Below are 19,001 nucleotides of genomic sequence, written 5' to 3'. Positions count from 1 at the left end.
CCCGCTACTCGAAGTCGGAGAGCGTGATGAGCAGAGAGGAGGCGCCGAGGTCGACCTCGGTGTCGCCCGGCTGGACCGCGTACTCGCCCACCGCGAGGAGCGACTCCGCCACCTCGGGCAGCGGGACGCGGACCGGAGCCTCGCCGACGTTGATCGCGATCGTCACCCGGCCGCGGCCGAGCGTGAGCCAGCGCTCTTCCTCGTCGAGCTCGACGCGCACCGAGCCGAAGCGCGGGTCGGTCAGCTCGGGGAAGCGGCGGCGCAGCGCCGCGAGCTCCCGGTACACCGCGAGGGTGCGCGCGTGTCGCCCCTCCTCGGCCTCCGACCAGTCCAGCTTGGAGCGCTCGAAGGTCTCGGGGTCCTGCGGGTCGGGTACGACCTCCGGGTCCCAGCCCATCTTCGCGAACTCCTCGATGCGGCCCTTCGCGGTCGCCTCGCCGAGGTCCTTCTCCGGGTGCGAGGTGAAGAACTGCCACGGCGTCGACGCGGCCCACTCCTCGCCCATGAAGAGCATCGGCGTGAACGGACCGAGCAGCGTCAGCGCGGCTGCGATCGCGAGCCGGCCCTCGTCGAGCGTCGCGGTCAGGCGGTCGCCGATCGCGCGGTTGCCGATCTGGTCGTGGTTCTGGCTGCAGACCACGAGACGCCAGGCGGGCATCCGCTCGGTGTCGATCGGGCGGCCGTGGTGACGGCCCCGGAAGGTGGAGAGGGTCCCGTCGTGGAAGAAGCCGCGGGTGAGCACCTTGCCGAGGGCGCCGAGCGGGGCGAAGTCCTCGTAGTAGCCGGTCGTCTCGCCGGTCAGAGCGACATGCACGGCGTGATGGAAGTCGTCGCTCCACTGCGCGTCGAGTCCGTAGCCGCCCGCCTCACGCGGCGTGATCAGCTTCGGGTCGTTGAGGTCCGACTCCGCGATCAGGGTCAGCGGGCGCCCGACGTCGGCCGAGAGCACGGCGACCTCGGCCGCCATCTCCTCGAGCACGTGCACGGCGCGCTCGTCCGAGAGGGCGTGCACCGCGTCGAGCCGGAGCGCGTCGACGTGGTAGTCGCGCAGCCACATCAGCGCGTTGTCGAGGATGTAGCCGCGGACGACGTCCGAGCCCTCCCCGTCGAGGTTGATCGAGCTGCCCCAGGTGTTGGCCTTCTCGTTCTTGAGGTACGGGCCGAACTCGGGCAGGTAGTTGCCGCTCGGGCCGAGGTGGTTGTATACCACGTCCTGCACGATGCCCAGGCCCGCGCGGTGCGCCGCGTCGACGAAGCGCTGGTACGCCTCCGGTCCGCCGTAGGCCTCCGAGACGGCGTACCAGAGGACGCCGTCGTAGCCCCAGTTGTGCGTGCCGTTCACCGCGTTGACCGGCAGGACCTCGATGAAGTCCACGCCGATCGAGCGCAGGTGCTCGAGCTTGCCCGCCGCCGAGTCGAGCGTGCCGTCGGGGGTGAACGTGCCGACGTGCAGCTCGTAGATCACGGCGCCGGCGAGCTGCCGCCCCGTCCAGGCCCCGTCGGCCCACTCGAACGCCTCCGGGTCGTAGCTGCGCGACAGCTCGTGCACGCCGCCGGGCTGGCGACGCGAGCGCGGGTCCGGGAACGGACCCTTCCCGTCGACCAGGTAGCCGTAGTCGACCTCGCCCGTCGCGGTGACCGCCCCGGAGACCCGCCACCAGCCCTCGTCGCCGAAGCGGGCCATGGCGACCGCGCCGCCCTCGCCGAGTGCGAGCTCGACGGTGGACGCCTCGGGCGCCCACACGTCGAAGCGCTCGGGTCCGGAGGCGGGCAGGGCGTAGCGGTAGGGCGTCGTGCTGATCACGGGGTTCTCCAGGGTCGTTCGAGCGGGTCGGGAGGGAGGGAGCGGGCCGGGTCAGGCGACCGGCACGAGCAGGGCGACCGGGTAGCCGCCGCCGAGGATCTCCGCGACGGCGGTCGGCCCGCCGGCGAAGGTGCGCCCGGTGAGGACGTCCACGACCGGGTGCCCGGGGAGGACGATCAGGGTCTCGCCCCAGCCGCCCTCGGCCGCGAGGCGCGCGGGCAGTCGGGTGGCGACCGTCAGCGCGCCGCCGCGGTCGAAGGCGATCGCGTGCTCGGCGGCCGGCCCGATGGCGGGGACGGCGGCGTAGCGCGTGAACAGCTCCGGCCGGTCACGGCGCAGGCGCAGCGCCCGCGAGGTCACGAGCAGCTTGGCCGCGCCCTCCGCGTCGATCTCCGGCAGCCAGCCGTCGTCGATCCGCTCGAGCAGCGCGCGGCGCTCGGCGAAGTCGACCGGGCGGCGGTTGTCGGGGTCGACGAGCGACGTCTCCCACAGCTCGCTGCCCTGGTAGACGTCCGGGATGCCCGGGGCCGTCAGCTGAACGGCCTTCGCCGACAGGCTGTTCGACCAGCCGGCGGCCGAGACCCGGGCGACGGTGTCCTCGATCAGGCGGCGCACGGCCGCGTCGTCGAACGCGGCGTCGACGGCCGCGTGCATCCGCTTCTCGAACGCCTCGTCCGGCGCGGTCCACATGGTCGAGCTGCCGGCCTCGCGCGACGCCTTCTCGGCGTAGGCGTGCAGGCGCTCGCGCGACGCGGGCCAGGACCCGACGATCGCCTCCCAGAGCAGGTGCTCGACGGGTCCGTCGCCGAAGCCGACGAGCTCGTGCAGCGAGCGGAGCGTCTCGGCCCACGCCTCGGCGTCCTCGGCGAGGGCGGTGATGCGGGCGCGGGTGTCCTCGCCGCGCTTGGTGTCGTGCGTCGACAGCGTGGTGAGCGAGGCCGGGAACGACGCCTGGCGCACACCCTGGCGGCGGTGGAACTCCTCGAGGTCGATCGAGAACTCGTCCGGATCGGCGCCGACCTCGTTGAGCGAGGTGAGGCGGCTGAAGCGGTAGAACGCCGTGTCCTCGACGCCCTTCGCCATCACCATGCCGGAGGTCTGCTGGAAGCGGACCGACACGGGAGTGCCGGTCTCCTCGAGCAGCGCGGCGACCTCGTCGATCGTCGCGGCGATCTCCGGGCGGCGGTGCCGCGCGTCGAGCCGCGCGTGCTCGAGGTGCTCGGCGCCGTAGGGCAGGTAGCTGCGGTAGACCGGGAAGGTCGCGAGCAGTTCGGCGATCGCGTCGTCCGCGCCGTCGACCTGCGGGATCAGGCGGGCCAGGCGCAGCACCTCGGAGCGGAGGATGCCGTCGGCGATGCCGCGCTTGGTGTCGTGGATCAGGTCGGCCCACTCGACCGGAGCGCCGCCGTCGCCGAGCTCGGCGTCGAGGCCCTCGAGCACCGGACGCGCATCCGGGTCGACCAGGATGCGGTCGATGTCCGCGAGGGCGTCGTAGCCGGTGGTGCCGACCGTCGCCCAGTGCGCCGGCAGCTGCTCGTCGCCCTCGAGGATCTTCTCCACCCAGACGGGCGCGCCGTCGATAGCCCGAGCGAGGTCGTCCAGGTAGCCGCCCGGGTCGGCCAGGCCGTCCGGGTGGTCGACGCGCAGTCCGTCGGCGAGTCCCTCGGTGAACCAGCGGACGATCTCGACGTGCGAGGCGTCGAAGACCTCGGGCCGCTCGACCGTGATCGCGGCGAGGGTGTTCACCGCGAAGAAGCGGCGGTAGTTCAGCTCGGCGTCGGCGCGGCGCCAGTTGACCAGCTCGTAGCTCTGCCGGGCGTGCACGGTGCGGCCGGAGTCGCCGGGCTCGGCGGTGCCGGGCGCGATCGGCAGGCGGTTCTCGTAGTAGTGCAGCTCGTCGCCGACGACCGCGAGCGCGTCCAGCTCGCTGTCGCTGTCGCCCTCACTGGCGCCGTCACCCAGGATCGGCACGCGCAGCTTGCCGGCGCCCGCCTCCCAGTCGATGTCGAAGGCCGTGGCGTAGCGGGAGTTCCGCCCGTTCTTCAGCAGATCCCACCACCAGGCGTTCTCGACCGGAGTCGCGACGCCCATGTGGTTCGGCACGATGTCGATGAGGACGCCGAGGCCCTCCTTCTTCGCCGCCGCGGAGGCGTGGGCGAGGCCCTCGCCGCCGCCGCGGGCCGGGTCGACCTGGGAGTGGTCGACGACGTCGTAGCCGTGGTCCGAGCCGGGCTCGGCGGTCAGCAGCGGGGAGAAGTACAGCCAGTCGGCGCCGAGGGAGCGCACGTAGTCGGCCACCTTCGCGGCCTCGTCGAGATCGAAGCCGGAGCGGATCTGGAGTCGGTAGGTGGAGGCGGGCAGTCGCAACGTCAGGCTCCTGTCGAGGGGGCGGTCGCGGCGTCGGTCGACTCCGCGTGGGGGCTGGTGTGGCCGGTGGTGGTGATGATCGGGATCGCCGAGGTCGCGGCGAGCGAGGCCAGCGAGGCGGCGACCGAGTGGTCGACCTCGGGCTCGGGGGCGCTGTGCTCCTGAAGGATCACGAGCGACTTCGCCTGCACGGTGAGCAGCGCGCCGGCGGGCCGCGGGACCGAGTCGGCCTCGGCGCCCGCGGTGTCGACCAGGACGGCCCACTCGACCGCGTACTCGTCGCTCGGGATCGTGAACTCGACGTCCAGGTCGTCGGCGTTGAAGTAGAGCAGGAAGCTGTCGTCCACGACCGGCTGGCCGCGCTCGTCGCGCTCGCGGATCCCGTTGCCGTTGAGGTAGATGCCGACCGAGCGGTCCAGGCCCGAGTCCCAGTCCGACGGCGTCATCTCGGTGCCGTCGGCCTTGAACCAGACGATGTCCGGCAGCGGCTCGCCGGTGCCGCGCAGGACGGGACGCCCGTCGAAGAACCGGCCGCGGCGGAAGGTCGGGTGCTCGGCGCGCAGGCGGATGAGCGCCGCCGTGAACTCGACGAGCGGCTTGTCGGCCTTCTCCCAGTCGATCCAGGTCAGTTCGCTGTCCTGCGCGTAGGTGTTGTTGTTGCCGTTCTGCGTCCGGCCGAGCTCGTCGCCGTGCAGGATCATCGGCACGCCCTGCGAGATCAGCATCGTCGCGAGGAAGTTGCGCTGCTGGCGGGCACGGAGGCCGAGCACCTTCGGGTCGTCGGTGGGGCCTTCGGCGCCGTGGTTCCAGGAGCGGTTGTGCGACTCGCCGTCGTTGCCGTCCTCGCCGTTGGCGTCGTTGTGCTTCTCGTTGTAGGAGACGAGGTCGCGCAGGGTGAAGCCGTCGTGCGCGGTGACGAAGTTGATCGAGGCGACCGGGTAGCGGCCGGAGCGGGCGTAGAGGTCGGCCGAGCCGGTGAGGCGCGAGGCGAACTCGCCGAGGGTCGAGGGCTCGCCGCGCCAGAAGTCTCGGACGGTGTCGCGGTACTTGCCGTTCCACTCCGTCCACTGCGGCGGGAAGTTGCCGACCTGGTAGCCGCCGGGGCCGACGTCCCACGGCTCGGCGATCAGCTTGACCTGAGAGACCACCGGGTCCTGCTGGACGAGCTCGAAGAAGGTGGAGAGCCGATCGACGTCGTAGAACTCGCGGGCCAGCGCCGAGGCGAGGTCGAAGCGGAAGCCGTCGACGCGCATCTCGGTCACCCAGTAGCGCAGCGAGTCCATGATCAGCTGCAGCGAGTGCGGGTGGCGCACGTTCAGCGTGTTGCCGGTGCCGGTGTAGTCCATGTAGTAGCGCTTGTCGTCGTCGACCAGGCGGTAGTAGGCCTCGTTGTCGATGCCGCGGAACGACAGCGTCGGGCCGAGGTGGTTGCCCTCCGCGGTGTGGTTGTAGACCACGTCGAGGATGACCTCGATGCCGGCCGCGTGCAGCGCCTTCACCATGCTCTTGAACTCCTGGACCTGCTGGCCCAGATCGCCCGTGGCGCCGTAGGTGTTCTGCGGCGCGAAGAAGCCGATCGTGTTGTAGCCCCAGTAGTTCGAGAGGCCCTTCTCGATCAGCGTCGAGTCGTTGACGAACTGGTGCACCGGCATCAGCTCGAGGGCGGTGATGCCGAGGTGCTTGAGGTGTGCGATCACGGCGGGGTGCGCGACGCCGGCGTAGGTGCCGCGCAACTCCTCCGGCACGTCCGGGTGGCTCTTGGTGAGCCCCTTCACGTGCGCCTCGTAGATCACCGTGCTGTCGTAGGAGGTGCGCGGGCGGCGGTCGCCGGCCCAGTCGAAGAACGGGTTGATGACGACGCCCATCATCATGTGCGGCGCCGAGTCCTCGTCGTTGGTCGAGTCCGGGTCGCCGAAAGTGTACGAGAAGAGCGACTGGTCCCAGTCGATCTCGCCCGAGACGGCCTTCGCGTAGGGGTCGAGCAGCAGCTTGTTGGGGTTGCAGCGGTGTCCACCGGCCGGGTCGTACGCGCCGTGGACGCGGTAGCCGTAGCGCTGGCCGGGCTGGACCTGCGGGAGGTAGCAGTGCCAGACGTACGCGTCCGACTCGAGCACCTCGACACGCGTCTCGGTGCCGTCCTCCTCGAAGAGGCACAGCTCGACGCGCTCGGCGGCCTCGCTGAACAGGGCGAAGTTCGTGCCGCTTCCGTCGAAGGTGGCGCCCAAGGGGTAGGCGGTTCCGGGCCAGGTCTCCACGAGACTCCTCTGAGTTCTGGTCTCGGGCGATCCGGGGGAGGCCGACGGGCGGTCTGCGGATGCCCGACGTCGGGGGTGATGGTCCGTCACCTTCGCGACGGACCGACTGCCCAGCTTAGCGAGAGGCTCCCGGGCAGCCCTCGGCGAGGTCACGCTCAGACAGTACGGACCCCGCCGTTGCGCGGCGAGGGCTGGACCGGACACCGCTCGTCCAGTAGTGCACGCCGCGTCAGTGCACGCCGCGTCAGTGCGAGCCGATCCTCTTGCGCAGCAGATCGATCCGCGCCTGCAGCTGCGTCACGCTCGCCTGCGCGACCGCCGGCCCGCCGCACAGCCGGCGCAGCTCGGTATGCACCTGCCCGTGGGTCTCCCCCGTGTTGCGGGCCCAGAGCCCGACGAGCGAGTTCAGCAGGCTGCGCTGCTCCTTGAGCGTGCGGTAGAGCGGCGCGGGGATCTCGCTCTCCTTCGCCTCCGTAGCCGCCTGCGCGCCGTGAGCACCGGCGCGGCCGCCCGCGCGCTTCGCCTGGCGCTGCTGGCGGTGCTGCAGCAGCTCGCGCACCTGCTCCGGCTCGAGCAGTCCGGGCAGGCCGATGAAGTCGAGCTCCTCCTCGCTCTCGACCTCGACCTCCATGCCGAACTCCGCGCCCTCGTACATGACGCGGTCGAAGGTGGCGGCCGAGCCGAGGGACTCGAAGCGGCCCTCCTCGAGCAGGTCGGACGAGGCCTTGCTCTCGCGCTCGGCGTCGGCCATCAGATCGGCCTCGGGGTACTCCTCGTCGTCGGAGACGCGGCGGTCGAGCGCGTGGTCGCGCTGCTGCTCCATCGAGCCCGCGAGGGCGAGCAGTCCCGGCACGTTCGGCAGGAAGATCGACGCCGTCTCACCGCGGCGCCGGGCCCGGACGAAGCGGCCGATCGCCTGGGCGAAGAACAGCGGGGTGGAGGCGGAGGTGGCGTAGACGCCCACGGCCAGCCGCGGCACGTCGACCCCCTCGGACACCATCCGCACGGCGACCATCCACCGGCTGTCGCCCTTCGAGAACTCCTCGATCCGGTCGCTCGCCTCCTTCTCGTCGGAGAGGACGACGGTGACGGGCTCGCCGCTGATCTCGCGCAGCATCGCCGCGTAGGCGCGCGCCGCGTAGTGGTCGGTCGCGATGACGAGGCCGCCGGCGTCCGGGATCCCACGGCGCACCTCGGTCAGCCGCGTGTTCGCCGCGCGCAGGACCGAGGGGATCCACTCCCCCTTCGGGTCGAGCGCCGTGCGCCAGGCCTGCGAGGTGATGTCCTTGGTGTTGCCCTCGCCGAGCCGCGCCTCCATCTCGTCGCCGGCCTTCGACTTCCAGCGCATCTGCCCGGCGTAGACCATGAAGAGGACCGGGCGGACGACGCCGTCCGCGAGCGCGCGGCCGTAGCCGTAGGCGTAGTCGGTCAGCGAGGTGCGGATGCCCTCCTGGTCCGGCAGGTAGCTGACGAACGGGATCGGCGCGGTGTCGGAGCGGAACGGCGTCCCGGTGAGCGAGAGCCTGCGGGCGGCGGGCTCGAAGGCCTCGCGGATCGCGTCGCCCCAGCTCAGCGCGTCGCCGCCGTGGTGCACCTCGTCGAGGATGACGAGAGAGCGGCCGGAGAGGGTCAGCTCGCGGTGCAGCTCGGGCCGCACGGCGACCTGCGCGTAGGTGACGGCGACGCCGTGGTAGTGCCGGGCGTGCCGCCCCATCCGGTTGGTGAAGGTGGGGTCGAGCCGGATGCCGACGCGGTGCGCCGCCTCCGCCCACTGCCGCTTGAGGTGCTCGGTGGGCGCGACCACGGTGATCCGGTCGACGGTGCGGTTGTGCAGCAGCTCCGCGGCCAGGCGGAGGGCGAACGTCGTCTTGCCGGCGCCGGGCGTCGCGGCCGCGAGGAAGTCGCGCGGCTCGTGCTGGAAGTAGGCCTCGAGGGCCTCCGCCTGCCAGGCCCGCAGCTTGTTCGCGGTACCCCACGGCGCCCGCCCGGGGAACGACGGGGACAGGTGCTCCGCGGCGGAGGTGCCGACCTGATGACCGAAGTTCGAGGGACTGTTCACGTGGACCGAGGCTAGCCGACACCTCCGACGCCGGGCGCCGGTCCGCGCACCCGCGGGCGCGGCCCCGGCGTGTCGGGATCGTCCGGGCGACGGACTCCCTCCGCCCGCTCGGAGCGCAGAATGGAGGGATGGTCGAGCAGCGTCATCCGTGGTCCCGCTACGTCGCCCTGGGCGACTCCTTCACCGAGGGGATCGGCGATCCCGAGCCCTCCAGCCCCGGCGGTCACCGCGGCTGGGCCGACCGCGTCGCGGAGGTGCTCGGCAGTCAGAACGACGACTTCGCCTACGCGAACCTGGCGGTGCGCGGGCGGCTGCTCCAGCAGATCGTCGACGAGCAGATCGAGCCGGCCCTGGCGCTGCGCCCGGATCTGATCACGATCTCCGCGGGCGGCAACGACGTGATCCGCCCCGGCACCGATCCGGACGACATCGCCCGCCGCTTCGAGGAGGGACTGGCCCGGCTGCGCTCGGACGGCGCGACGGTGGTGCTCTTCACGGGGGTCGACGTCAGCTTCTCCCCCGTCTTCGGGCGGATCCGCGGCAAGGTCGCGATCTTCAACGAGAACCTCCGCGCGCTCGCCGAGCGCTACGACTGCATCGTCGCCGACCAGTGGTCGCTGCAGGAGATCCAGGACGTGCGGATGTGGGCGCCGGACCGCCTGCACCTCAATCCGCACGGCCACCACGAGGTGGCGCGGATGGTGCTGAAGGCTCTCAACGTCGAGAACTCGCTCCGCCCGTTCGCTCCGGAGCCGGTACCGACGCCGACCTGGCGGGCCGCCCGCCGCGAGGATGCGAAGTGGGCCCGCGAGTACCTCGTCCCGTGGGTGCTGCGCCGGGTCCGCCATCAGTCCTCCGGCGACTTCATCACGGCCAAGCGGCCGGACGCCGGCCCCTACCTGCAGCGCCCGCCCGAGAGCGTGCCCGGCACGCCCGTCCCCGGCAACGCGACCCCGGAGGAGGTCGCCGCCGACATCGCGACAGCCGGCGTCCGCATCGTCGTCGACGACACCGACGCGTAGGCGGCCCCTGCTGCTCGCTCCCTGCCGGTCGAGCAGCCGCGCAGCGGCCACCCCATGCTGGTCGAGTAGCCGCGAAGCGGCGTATCGAGACCCACCCTGCTGAACACGCCGGATCTCGATACGCCCGCTCCGAGGGCTACTCGATCAGCAGAGAACGCTCGGGCCCCGTCCCGCTGCCGCCTACCCGAAGAGCTCGCCGGGGTGGGTCGCGCGCCAGCCGAAGCCCGGGTCCTCGATCGCCCCGTCCGCGACGAGCGGCACCGGATAGGCCTGGCCGTTGACGTCCACGGTCACCGTGCCGACCTCCTGCCCGTCCGCGACGACCTCGACCGGGTCCAGCGACACGCTGGAGCTGACGGTCGTCGCGCCCCAGACGAGGAGCGACTGCGCCTCCGCGGCCTCGGCCACCGACGACTCCCCCCAGGCGCTGCTGTAGCTCCCGAAGTCCTGGCCCGCCTCCGTCAGCGTCACCGTCCGGAAGCCCGCCTCCACCGTCGGGATCAGCGTGAGGACGTCCGCCGCGAGCTGCGGGTGCGTCCGCGCGCCCACGACGACGCCGACGAGTGTGACCGGTCGCCCCTCGACCGTCGCGTCGAGCGAGAACAGCAGGCACGCGCCGGCCTCGTCGGTCGTCCCCGTCTTGATCCCGTCGACACCGGCCTGCCCCAGCAGCGTGTTGGTGTTCTCGATCGTCCCCACTCCCGGGATCACCGCGGAGGGCAGCGCGACGATCGGGGCGAGCACAGGATCCCCGATCAGCAGCTCCCCCAGCACGACCATCTCGAGCGTCGTGCTGACGGTCGCCGGGGACAGCCCGCTCGTGTCCGCGACGACCGTGCCGGTCAGTCCGCGCTCGTCGAGCCAGCTGCGTGCCGCGGCGAGGTAGGCCGCCTCCGAGCCGAAGGCCCAGATCGCGAGCGACTTCGCGTAGTTGTTGGCCGAGGGCAGCATCAGCACCGTGAGCGCCTCGCGCTCCGTCAGCTCGAGGCCGGCCGACACGGGCGCGACCGAGCCGTTCTCAGCGACGGAGTCGTTGTAGTAGCCGACGTCGGTGCTCGTGAAGGAGATCGTCTCGCCGTCGGTCCCGTCCGCGATCGGCTTGGCGGAGAGCACGACGAGGGCGGTGACCACCTTCGCGATGCTGCCGATCGGCAGCTGGCCCGCGGAGCCGTAGCTCGCGAGCATCCCGCCGGCCGCCGGCCCCTGCACGCCGACCGCCGAGATCGCCCCGGAGCCGTAGGACGGCCAGGCCACCGCGGGCGCCTCGACGACGGTGGTCGGCGTCGCCTGCACGACGGCCGTCGCGACAGGCAGCTCGGCCGTCGCCGCGTTCGCCGCGTAGGCGCCACCGGCGCTCGCGAGCACGGCCGCCACGATCACGCCGACGATCAGCACCGGACGGCGCCGGCGAGGCACGGCCCGGGGCTCGACCGTGCGCGGCGTGTCGATCGGCGAGCTGTCGGGGCGCGTCGGAGAAGTCACCCGGTCATCGTAGGCGGCGGGCCGCCGAGCGCTCCGGAGGCGGGCGCGCGGTTCAGCGTGCCCGGGTGAGGGCCCAGAGCGCGACGGCGCTCGCCGAGGCGACGTTCAGCGAGTCGACCCCGTGCAGCATCGGGATGGTCACCACGGTGTCCGCCGCATCGAGCGCCGCCCGGCTCAGCCCGTCGCCCTCGGCCCCGAGCACGATCGCGACGCGCTCCGGCCGCGAGACCGCGTACTCGTCCAGCGGCACCGCGTCGGGTGCGAGAGCGAGGGCGGCGACCGAGAAGCCGGCCGCGAGCAGCTCGGCCCGCGCCGGTCCCCACTCCGGCGTCCGGGTCCACGGCACCTGGAGCACTGTCCCCATGCTGACCCGAACGCTCCGCCGGTAGAGCGGATCCGCGCAGCGCGGAGTGACCAGAACCGCATCCGCCCCCATCCCGGCCGCCGCGCGGAACACCGCGCCGACGTTCGTGTGGTCGACGAGGTCCTCGAGGATGACGACGAGCCGGGCGTCCCGGAGCAGCGACGCCATCGACGGCAGCTCGGGCCGCCGCATCGAGGCGAGCGCCCCGCGGTGCAGGTGGAACCCGGTCAGCTCCTCGATCACCGCGTCCGGCCCGACGAACACCGGCACGTCGGGGAAGCGCTCGAGCACCTCCGCGGCGTCCGGCAGCCGCTTCTCCTGCACCAGCACCGACTTCGGCACGTGCCCGGCGTCGAGCGCGCGAACGATCACCTTCGACGACTCCGCGATGTAGAGCCCGCCCTCGGGCTCGAGCACGCGACGCAGCGCCACGTCGGTGAGCCGGTGGTAGTCGGCGAGCAGCGGGTGGTCGAGGTCCTCGATGTGCACGATCGGCATCCCGGCACCCTAGGGCACAGGGCGGTCTAAACTCGTCCGAGGAGCGCCTGCATCTGCGGGCGTCCGAGGGAGGCGTGGATGGAGTCGGGTCCGACACCGATCGCCGACGGTCGCAGCGCCGACCGGCGCGGGGCCGATCAGCAGCCGGCTGACCAGCAGTCGGCCGGCCAGCAGTCGGCCGACGCGCAGCGAGCCGACCAGCAGCGAGCCGATCAGCAGCAGGCCGATCGGCAGCGAGCCGACGACCAGCGCTCCGAGGCGCTCGACCGCACGGTCCAGCTCCTGGCCGGCCGGCGCATCGCCGCCGTCACCGGCGCCGGCGTCAGCACCGACTCCGGCATCCCGGACTACCGCGGCGCGGGCGCCCCCGTCCGCAGCCCGATGACCTACTCCCAGTTCGTCGCCGACCCCGACTACCGCCGCCGCTACTGGGCCGGCAGTCAGCTCGGCTGGCGCCGCTTCACCGCCACGCTGCCCAACGACGGCCACCGCGCCCTCGCCCGGCTCGAGGAGCGCGGCCTGCTCACCGGCGTCGTCACCCAGAACGTCGACGGTCTGCACGTGCGCGCCGGCTCGCAGCGCGTGGTCGATCTGCACGGCTCCGCCGACCGCGTCCGCTGCATGACCTGCGGTCAGTACTTCGCCCGCGACGCGATCGCCGAGCGGATCGAGGCGCTCAACCCCTGGCTCGACGACCCCGACGTCTCCTCGCTCAACCCCGACGGCGACGCCGAGGTGCACGACGTCTCGGCCATGACCGTCCCCGAGTGCACGGTCTGCGGCGGGATCCTGAAGCCCGACATCGTCTTCTTCGGCGAGTTCATCCCGACCGAGCGGTTCCAGGAGGCGCGCGCCATCGTCGCGGGCGCCGACGCGCTGCTGGTGGCCGGCTCGTCCCTGGTCGTCAACTCCGGCATCCGCTTCCTCGAGATCGCCCGTAGGGCGAAGATGCCGATCGTGATCGTCAACCGCGGCACGACCAAGGGCGACTCGCGCGCCGGCATCAAGATCGACGGCGGCACCAGCGAGGTGCTCCGCGCACTCGCCGAGCGCCTCCCGTCGCGCTGACCCGTTCCCCTTCCCTCCGAGAGAGGCTCCCGTGACCCAGCTCACCCTCGTCCGCCACGGTCAGACCGACTGGAACGCCGCCCGTCGCATCCAGGGCGCGAGCGACATCCCGCTGAACGACACCGGCCGCTCGCAGGCCAGGGCCGCCGCGCGCCTGCTCCGCGAGCGCGACTGGGACGTCGTCGTCGCCAGCCCGCTGCAGCGCGCGCACGAGACCGGGGCGATCATCGCCCGCGGTCTCGGCCTGCCCGAGCCCGAGGTCGTCGAGGGCGTCGCCGAGCGCGCCTACGGCGAGGCCGAGGGAATGACCGGCGACGAGCTCCGCGAGCTCTTCCCCGGCGGCATCGAGGGCGCCCGGATCCCCGGCTGCGAGACCCGCGCCCAGGTGGTCGAGCGCGCCACCGCCGCGCTGCTCGAGGTCGCCGAGCGCTTCCCGGAGCAGCGGGTGATCGTCGCGACGCACGGCGCCGTCATCGGCAGCCTCCTTCGCGCGCTGAGCGAGGACGAGCTGCCGGCGCACGGGACGACGGTCGGCAACGGCTCTCGGCACGACTTCGCGATCGTCGACGGCGCCCTGCAGATCGTCGCGGTCGACGACTCCGGCGACGTGGTCGTCCTCGACGCCGACCTCGCCGACGTGCTCAGCCCGAGCTCGCCCGCCTGAACGAGGGGCCGGCGCAGGAGCGACGCCGGGCGGGGGTCCGCGCGCTCAGCGCCCGAAGCCCACCAGCAGCTCGTAGAGCACCCGGGCGGAGTCGCGCCACGAGTACGCGGCCGCCCGCTCGCGCGCCCGCGCCGACAGCCCGCGCCACACCTCCGGGTCCTCGAGCGAGCGCACCCCCTCGGCGATGCCCTTCGCACTCGACGGATCGACGTAGACCGCGGCATCACCGCCGATCTCCCGGAAGATCGGGATGTCGCTGACCACCACCGGCGTCCCGAGCGCCATCGCCTCGACGATCGGGATGCCGAACCCCTCGTCGCGGCTCGCCGTCACGAGCGCCGTCGCGCGGGCCAGGGTCGCGCGGTACTCGGCGTCGCCCGCGCCCTGGTGGAAGACCAGCTTCGCCGTCGGCGCGAGCGAGCGGAGCGTCTCCACCGTCTCCTCGCTCGCGCGGCTCATCAGGTGCAGCTCGTAGTCGGGCAGCAGGCGCATCGCGCGGGCCAGCGACTCGACGTTCTTGTAGGGCATGAACGAGCCCATGTAGACGAGCGTCCGGGCATCGGAGCGGTCGGGCAGCGCGGCAGCGAGGGCGGCGCTCGCCTCGTCCGGCGCCGTGGCCGCGTTGGGCACCACGACGACCGGCCGGGTCGTCAGCCGGTGCGTACGCAGCAGGCCGCGCGTCGTCTCGGACACCGTCACGATCGCGTCGGCGCGCTGCAGCAGTCGCCGCTGCGGCCACCAGGCCAGGTGATAGAGCCGCCAGAGCCCGCGCACCGGCAGCGGCAGGTCGCGCGGCGGCGTGCGGTGGCGGTAGTAGATGAGGTCGTGCACCGTGAGCACGAGGCGGTAGCGCCGGCCGAGCGAGCCCATCGTCTGCATCGGCGAGAAGACCACGTCCGGCCGCAGCCGGTTGACCAGCAGCGCGACGAACGGCTCGAACGGACCGGTCGGCGAGGTGACCCGCTCCCAGGGCAGATCGGGCAGCAGCGCGAGCTGGCGGCGGTCGCTGATCAGCATCGTCACATCGTGCAGCCGCGCCAGCTCGGCGACGATCTCCGCGGTGTAGCGGCTGATGCCGTCGTGCCGCTCGAGCCGGGTGTACCGGCAGTCGACGACGATCCTCATCGCGCGATCCCCTCGTCCAGGGCCGCGCGGAGGACGGCGGCCGCCTCGTCCGGCGTCTCGTAGTGGATGAGGTGGCCGACCCCGTCGATCACGTGCAGCCTCGCCTGCGGCAGCGCCTCGAGCAGGCGGTACTGCGCGGCGAGCGGCGTGATGTCGTCCTGCGCCGCGGCGATCAGCAGGGTGGGAGCGTCGATCCGCTCGGCGTACTCGCTGACGTCGTGCGAGACCGAGGCGCGGAAGGCCTCGAGCACCGTGTCGCGGGAGGCGAAGGCGCTGAAGTAGCGGTCGTGCTGGTCGTGCACGAAGCGGCGCAGCGGCGCCTCCTTCGTCTTCACCATCGCCAGGCTCATCATCCGGACGATCAGCGGATCGCCGAGCAGGCGCAGCCCGAGCGGTCGCGGCAGCACGGCGCCGAGCCGGTAGTAGAGGACGGCGAGGCGGGTGAGCACTCCGCGCGGCCCGGCGAGGGCCGGCGCGGCGATCGGATTGACGAGCACCAGCAGCGGCGTCGGCAGCCCGCCCGCGACGGCCGCCGCCGCGACGATCGAGCCGAAGGAGTGGCCGAGCACGACCGCCCGCCCCCGCAGACCCAGCGCGTCGAGGAACTCGCCGAGCCAGGCGGCGTAGCCGTCGACGTCGTGCGGATGCGCCGTCATCGGCGGCGACGCGCCGAAGCCCGGCAGGTCGGGAGCGACGATCCGCGCGTCCGCGCCCCCCGCGAGCAGGCGCGCGACGACGGGCTCGAGACCGTGGTGCTCGCCGCGGAAGCCGTGCACGAGCACGAGCACGGTGCCCGCCTCCGGATCGCCGTAGCTCCAGTAGGCGGTGCGGGTCCCGGCGACGTCGACAGCGCTCTCGCTGATGGCGAGTCGCCCGAGGTCGGCGGCGTAGGGGGAGGCTATGGTCATGACGGTCCCCATCGTAGGCAGAGACCGCCGAACATCCGGCCGCAACGCCTTGCGGGGCGCCGATCCGAGCCGCGAGCATGAGTTCCGTTCGCACGCGACACCCGCACCGTCCCCCCGTCCTCGCGCCGCTCTCGGCGCGTGCCGGTCACCCGCTCAGGCAGCAGCAGAAGGAGCACCGTGAGCTTCACGTCCCCGATCCAACTCCCCGGGCTCGCCCTCGATCCGCAGTGGTACCGCAGGGCCGTGTTCTACGAGGTCATGATCCGGTCGTACTACGACTCGAACGGGGACGGCGCCGGCGACATCAACGGCCTGGCGTCCAAGCTCGACTACCTGCAGTGGCTCGGCATCGACGCGCTCTGGCTGCCGCCCTTCTACATGTCGCCGCTGCGCGACGGCGGCTACGACGTCTCCGACTTCAAGGCGATCCTGCCCGAGTTCGGCACGATGGAGGACTTCCGCGACCTCGTCCGGAAGGCCCACGAGCGCAACATGCGCATCGTGATGGACTTCCCGCTCAACCACACCAGCGACCAGCACGAGTGGTTCCAGCAGTCGCGCTCCGACCCCGAGGGTCCCTACGGCGACTTCTACGTCTGGAACGACACCGACGACAAGTACCCGGACATCCGGATCATCTTCGTCGACACCGAGGACTCGAACTGGGCGTTCGACGCCGAGCGCCGCCAGTTCTACTTCCACCGCTTCTTCTCGCACCAGCCCGACCTCAACTTCGAGAACCCGGCCGTGCACGAGGCGATCCACGACGTCGTGAAGTTCTGGCTCGACCTCGGCGTCGACGGCATCCGGCTCGACGCGATCCCCTACCTCTACGAGTCCGACGAGGGCAACGGCGAGGGCGAGCCGCCCACGCACGACTTCATCAAGAACCTGCGCACGATGGTCGACCGCGACTACCCCGGCCGCATCCTGATCGCGGAGGCGAACCAGTGGCCGCGCGAGGTCGCCGCGTTCTTCGGCACCGAGGAGGAGCCGGAGTGCCACATGGCCTTCGACTTCCCGGTCATGCCGCGCATCTTCTACTCCCTCCGCGCGCAGACCGCGACCGAGCTGAAGAAGGTGCTCTCAGAGACCTTCGACATCCCCTCGGGAGCCGCCTGGGGCGTCTTCCTCCGCAACCACGACGAGCTGACCCTCGAGATGGTGTCGGAGGAGTACCGCCAGGCGATGTACGGCTGGTACGCCTACGACCCGCGGATGCGCTCCAACATCGGCATCCGCCGCCGGCTCGCGCCGCTGCTCGACAACTCGCGCGCCGAGCTCGAGCTGATCAACGCCCTGCTCTTCTCGCTCGCCGGCAGCCCGTTCCTCTACTACGGGGACGAGATCGGCATGGGCGACAACATCTGGCTGAACGACCGCGACGCCTCGCGCACGCCGATGCAGTGGACCCCGGACCGCAACGCCGGCTTCTCGGCCGCCGACCCGGGCAAGCTCGTCCAGCCGATCGTCCAGTCGCTCGTCTACCACTACAACCAGGTCAACGTGGAGGCGCAGCTCGCCCAGTCGCGCTCGCTGCTGCACTGGATGCGGAACGTGCTGCACGTGCGCCGCGGCCACCCGGCCTTCGGTCTCGGCTCGATGCGCGTGCTCGAGACCGACCACGAGTCGGTGCTCGCCTTCGTCCGCGACTACGCGGGCTCCGGCACCGCGATGGGCGACCAGCCGGAGGAGGTGCTCTGCGTCTTCAGCTTCAACCACAACCCGGTCTCGGTGACGATCACCGACCCCGAGAACCCCGGCTCGACGCTGAGCGATCTCTTCGGCGGCGGCCGCTTCCCCGGCTTCTCCGAGGAGGGCGCGCTCACGATGACGCTCGGCACGCAGGGCTTCTTCTGGCTGCACGTCGCGAAGGCGCCGGAGCCGCGCTGACCGGCACGGCTCGCCCCGTGCGCCAGCACGCCGCGGGGCCTCCCGGCGATGTCGGAGGCCCCGCCTAGGCTGGCTGCGTGAGCACCACCGAGACGAACCAGGCACCGACGCTGTTCGACGAGAGCCTCCTCGACGAGCCGGGGTCCACCGGCGCGTCGGAGGCCGCGGCCGACTCGGGCGGCGCGCGCTGGTTCGACCGGCTGGCCGTCTTCGACCTCGAGACCACCGGGATCGACGTGCGGACGAGCCGCATCGTCACCGCGCACGTCGGCGTCATCGACGCCGACGGCACCCCCGTCGAGGGCACGACCTGGCTCGCCGACCCCGGCGTCGAGATCCCCGCCGGCGCCAGCGCCGTGCACGGCATCAGCACCGAGCACGCCCGCGCGCACGGCCGGCCGGCCGGCGAGGTCGTCGCCGAGGTGTCGGAGGCGCTGCGCTCGCTCCTGGCCGACGGGATCCCCGTCGTGATCTACAACGCCCCCTACGACCTCTCGCTGCTCGCCTCCGAGGCGCGGCGCTGGGGCGTCCCCGTGCTGATCGACCCGAGTCCGGTGATCGACCCGCTCGTGATCGACAAGGCTCTCGACCGCTACCGCAAGGGCAAGCGCACGCTGGTCCAGGCCGCGCTGCACTACGGCGTCCCGCTGACCGAGGCGCACGACGCCGGCGCCGACGCGATCGCCGCGGGCCGGGTCGCCCAGGCCCTCGGCCGCGCCTTCGCCGAGGAGCTCGGCGGCGGAGCCGAGGCGCTGCACGCGCTGCAGATCGACTGGTGCCGCACGCAGGCCGAGTCGTTCCAGGAGTACATGCGCCGCGTCCGCGACGAGAGCTTCGTCGCCGACGGCGCCTGGCCCGTCCGGCACTGAGCGGTCTGGTGCCCCCGCTCAGGTGAGGGTGCGCCCCTCCGCGAGCAGCGCCACGTACTCCGCGATCCGCCGCTCCCGGGTCTCCGGCCGCTTCAGCTGCGACAGCCGGAAGAGGAATGCGAAGCGCTTCTGCCCGCCGACGGTCGCGAAGAAGGCGGCAGCGGCCGGATCCGCGTCGAGCGCCGCCGTGAAGTCGTCCGGCACTTCCGCGTCGCGCTGGCGGTAGGCGGCGTCCCAGCGCCCGTCCGCCCGCGCCCGCTCCACCTCGGCGAGCCCGCCCGGCAGCATCCGGCCCTCCTCGAGCAACCGCGCCACGTGATCGCGGTTCACCTTCGACCAGGGGCTCGCCCGGCGGCGCGGGGTGAACGCCTGCAGCTTGAACTGCTCGTCGAACGCGCCCGCCTGCCCGTCGATCCAGCCGTGGCAGAGCGCGACGTCGAGCGCCTCCGCGTAGCTGATGCCCGGATCGACCGCCGCCTTCTTCCGCAGCTTCAACCGCACCCCGCCCTGGTCCGGCGCATCGCGGAGGTACGCGTCCCACTCCTCGGGCGTCGTGAGCGGCAGGATCGGCTTGTCGGCGAAGGACACCATGCCCGGACGCTACCGCCTCCCGGCCCGTCGCG

Annotated in this window: 14 protein-coding genes; 5 read left to right on the top strand and 9 right to left on the bottom strand. The window is 72.3% G+C overall.

Annotated features, from left to right (window positions below; genetic code table 11):
- Window positions 1-4: 4 nt before the first annotated feature.
- The 4 genes from treZ to GSU72_RS08495 form a co-directional block, all read right to left on the bottom strand.
- Window positions 5-1,804: a malto-oligosyltrehalose trehalohydrolase gene (treZ, locus tag GSU72_RS08510; RefSeq protein WP_244256048.1), complete on the bottom strand. Its 1,800-nt coding sequence runs from the start codon at window positions 1,802-1,804 to the stop codon at window positions 5-7.
- Between the two features lie 51 nt (window positions 1,805-1,855).
- Entirely contained in the window at window positions 1,856-4,171 is a 2,316-nt protein-coding gene (gene treY, locus GSU72_RS08505; protein WP_159984622.1) for a malto-oligosyltrehalose synthase, read from the bottom strand.
- A 2-nt stretch (window positions 4,172-4,173) separates the two neighbouring features.
- On the bottom strand, window positions 4,174-6,426 hold the full coding sequence (glgX, locus tag GSU72_RS08500; protein WP_159984621.1) for a glycogen debranching protein GlgX: 2,253 nt from the start codon (window positions 6,424-6,426) through the stop codon (window positions 4,174-4,176).
- 244 nt (window positions 6,427-6,670) lie between these two features.
- Window positions 6,671-8,485 (bottom strand): DEAD/DEAH box helicase, encoded by a 1,815-nt coding sequence (locus tag GSU72_RS08495; protein ID WP_159984620.1) that lies wholly within the window; start codon window positions 8,483-8,485, stop codon window positions 6,671-6,673.
- Window positions 8,486-8,613: 128 nt separating this feature from the next.
- Between GSU72_RS08495 and GSU72_RS08490 the strand changes: the two genes are divergently transcribed.
- A complete protein-coding gene (locus GSU72_RS08490) occupies window positions 8,614-9,507 on the top strand; it encodes an SGNH/GDSL hydrolase family protein (RefSeq protein WP_159984619.1) in 894 nt (297 codons plus the stop codon).
- A gap of 180 nt (window positions 9,508-9,687) precedes the next feature.
- On the opposite strand, the gene GSU72_RS08485 is transcribed toward GSU72_RS08490, so the two are convergent.
- A complete protein-coding gene (locus GSU72_RS08485) occupies window positions 9,688-10,989 on the bottom strand; it encodes a D-alanyl-D-alanine carboxypeptidase (protein WP_159984618.1) in 1,302 nt (433 codons plus the stop codon).
- A 52-nt stretch (window positions 10,990-11,041) separates the two neighbouring features.
- Window positions 11,042-11,851 (bottom strand): RNA methyltransferase, encoded by an 810-nt coding sequence (locus tag GSU72_RS08480; protein ID WP_159984617.1) that lies wholly within the window; start codon window positions 11,849-11,851, stop codon window positions 11,042-11,044.
- A 78-nt stretch (window positions 11,852-11,929) separates the two neighbouring features.
- Between GSU72_RS08480 and GSU72_RS08475 the strand changes: the two genes are divergently transcribed.
- Window positions 11,930-12,919 carry a Sir2 family NAD-dependent protein deacetylase gene (locus tag GSU72_RS08475; RefSeq protein ID WP_159984616.1) on the top strand — a complete coding sequence of 330 codons (990 nt, stop codon included), beginning with the start codon at window positions 11,930-11,932 and terminating at the stop codon, window positions 12,917-12,919.
- Between the two features lie 31 nt (window positions 12,920-12,950).
- Window positions 12,951-13,583, top strand: coding sequence for a histidine phosphatase family protein (locus GSU72_RS08470; RefSeq protein WP_159984615.1), 633 nt, complete (start codon window positions 12,951-12,953; stop codon window positions 13,581-13,583).
- A gap of 45 nt (window positions 13,584-13,628) precedes the next feature.
- Here GSU72_RS08470 and GSU72_RS08465 read toward each other — a convergent pair whose 3' ends face one another.
- Window positions 13,629-14,708 carry a glycosyltransferase family 1 protein gene (locus tag GSU72_RS08465; RefSeq protein WP_159984614.1) on the bottom strand — a complete coding sequence of 360 codons (1,080 nt, stop codon included), beginning with the start codon at window positions 14,706-14,708 and terminating at the stop codon, window positions 13,629-13,631.
- Window positions 14,705-15,616 carry an alpha/beta hydrolase gene (locus tag GSU72_RS08460; RefSeq protein ID WP_159984613.1) on the bottom strand — a complete coding sequence of 304 codons (912 nt, stop codon included), beginning with the start codon at window positions 15,614-15,616 and terminating at the stop codon, window positions 14,705-14,707. The genes GSU72_RS08465 and GSU72_RS08460 overlap by 4 nt, the downstream gene beginning before the upstream one ends.
- A 177-nt stretch (window positions 15,617-15,793) precedes the next feature.
- On the opposite strand from GSU72_RS08460, the gene treS reads away from it, so the two are divergent.
- Entirely contained in the window at window positions 15,794-17,509 is a 1,716-nt protein-coding gene (gene treS, locus GSU72_RS08455) for a maltose alpha-D-glucosyltransferase (protein WP_159984612.1), read from the top strand.
- Between the two features lie 200 nt (window positions 17,510-17,709).
- Window positions 17,710-18,378, top strand: coding sequence for a 3'-5' exonuclease (locus GSU72_RS08450; protein WP_244256108.1), 669 nt, complete (start codon window positions 17,710-17,712; stop codon window positions 18,376-18,378).
- An 18-nt stretch (window positions 18,379-18,396) separates the two neighbouring features.
- On the opposite strand, the gene GSU72_RS08445 is transcribed toward GSU72_RS08450, so the two are convergent.
- On the bottom strand, window positions 18,397-18,969 hold the full coding sequence (locus GSU72_RS08445) for a YdeI/OmpD-associated family protein (protein WP_159984610.1): 573 nt from the start codon (window positions 18,967-18,969) through the stop codon (window positions 18,397-18,399).
- Between the last annotated feature and the right edge of the window lie 32 nt (window positions 18,970-19,001).

It is taken from the genome of Rathayibacter sp. VKM Ac-2760, from assembly GCF_009834185.1.
In the GTDB taxonomy this organism is placed as follows: Bacteria; Actinomycetota; Actinomycetes; order Actinomycetales; family Microbacteriaceae; genus Rathayibacter.
The sequence above is the reverse complement of the archived record's forward strand: the minus strand, read 5'-3'. Positions and strand labels throughout refer to the sequence as shown.

What these genes read in the sequence shown, in the direction of transcription:
- GSU72_RS08490 (WP_159984619.1), top strand. Translation starts at nt 8,614, where the DNA reads ATGGTCGAGCAGCGTCATCCGTGGTCCCGCTACGTCGCCCTGGGCGAC.
- GSU72_RS08480 (WP_159984617.1), bottom strand. Translation starts at nt 11,851, where the DNA reads ATGCCGATCGTGCACATCGAGGACCTCGACCACCCGCTGCTCGCCGAC.
- GSU72_RS08475 (WP_159984616.1), top strand. Translation starts at nt 11,930, where the DNA reads ATGGAGTCGGGTCCGACACCGATCGCCGACGGTCGCAGCGCCGACCGG.
- GSU72_RS08465 (WP_159984614.1), bottom strand. Translation starts at nt 14,708, where the DNA reads ATGAGGATCGTCGTCGACTGCCGGTACACCCGGCTCGAGCGGCACGAC.
- GSU72_RS08460 (WP_159984613.1), bottom strand. Translation starts at nt 15,616, where the DNA reads ATGACCATAGCCTCCCCCTACGCCGCCGACCTCGGGCGACTCGCCATC.
- GSU72_RS08445 (WP_159984610.1), bottom strand. Translation starts at nt 18,969, where the DNA reads ATGGTGTCCTTCGCCGACAAGCCGATCCTGCCGCTCACGACGCCCGAG.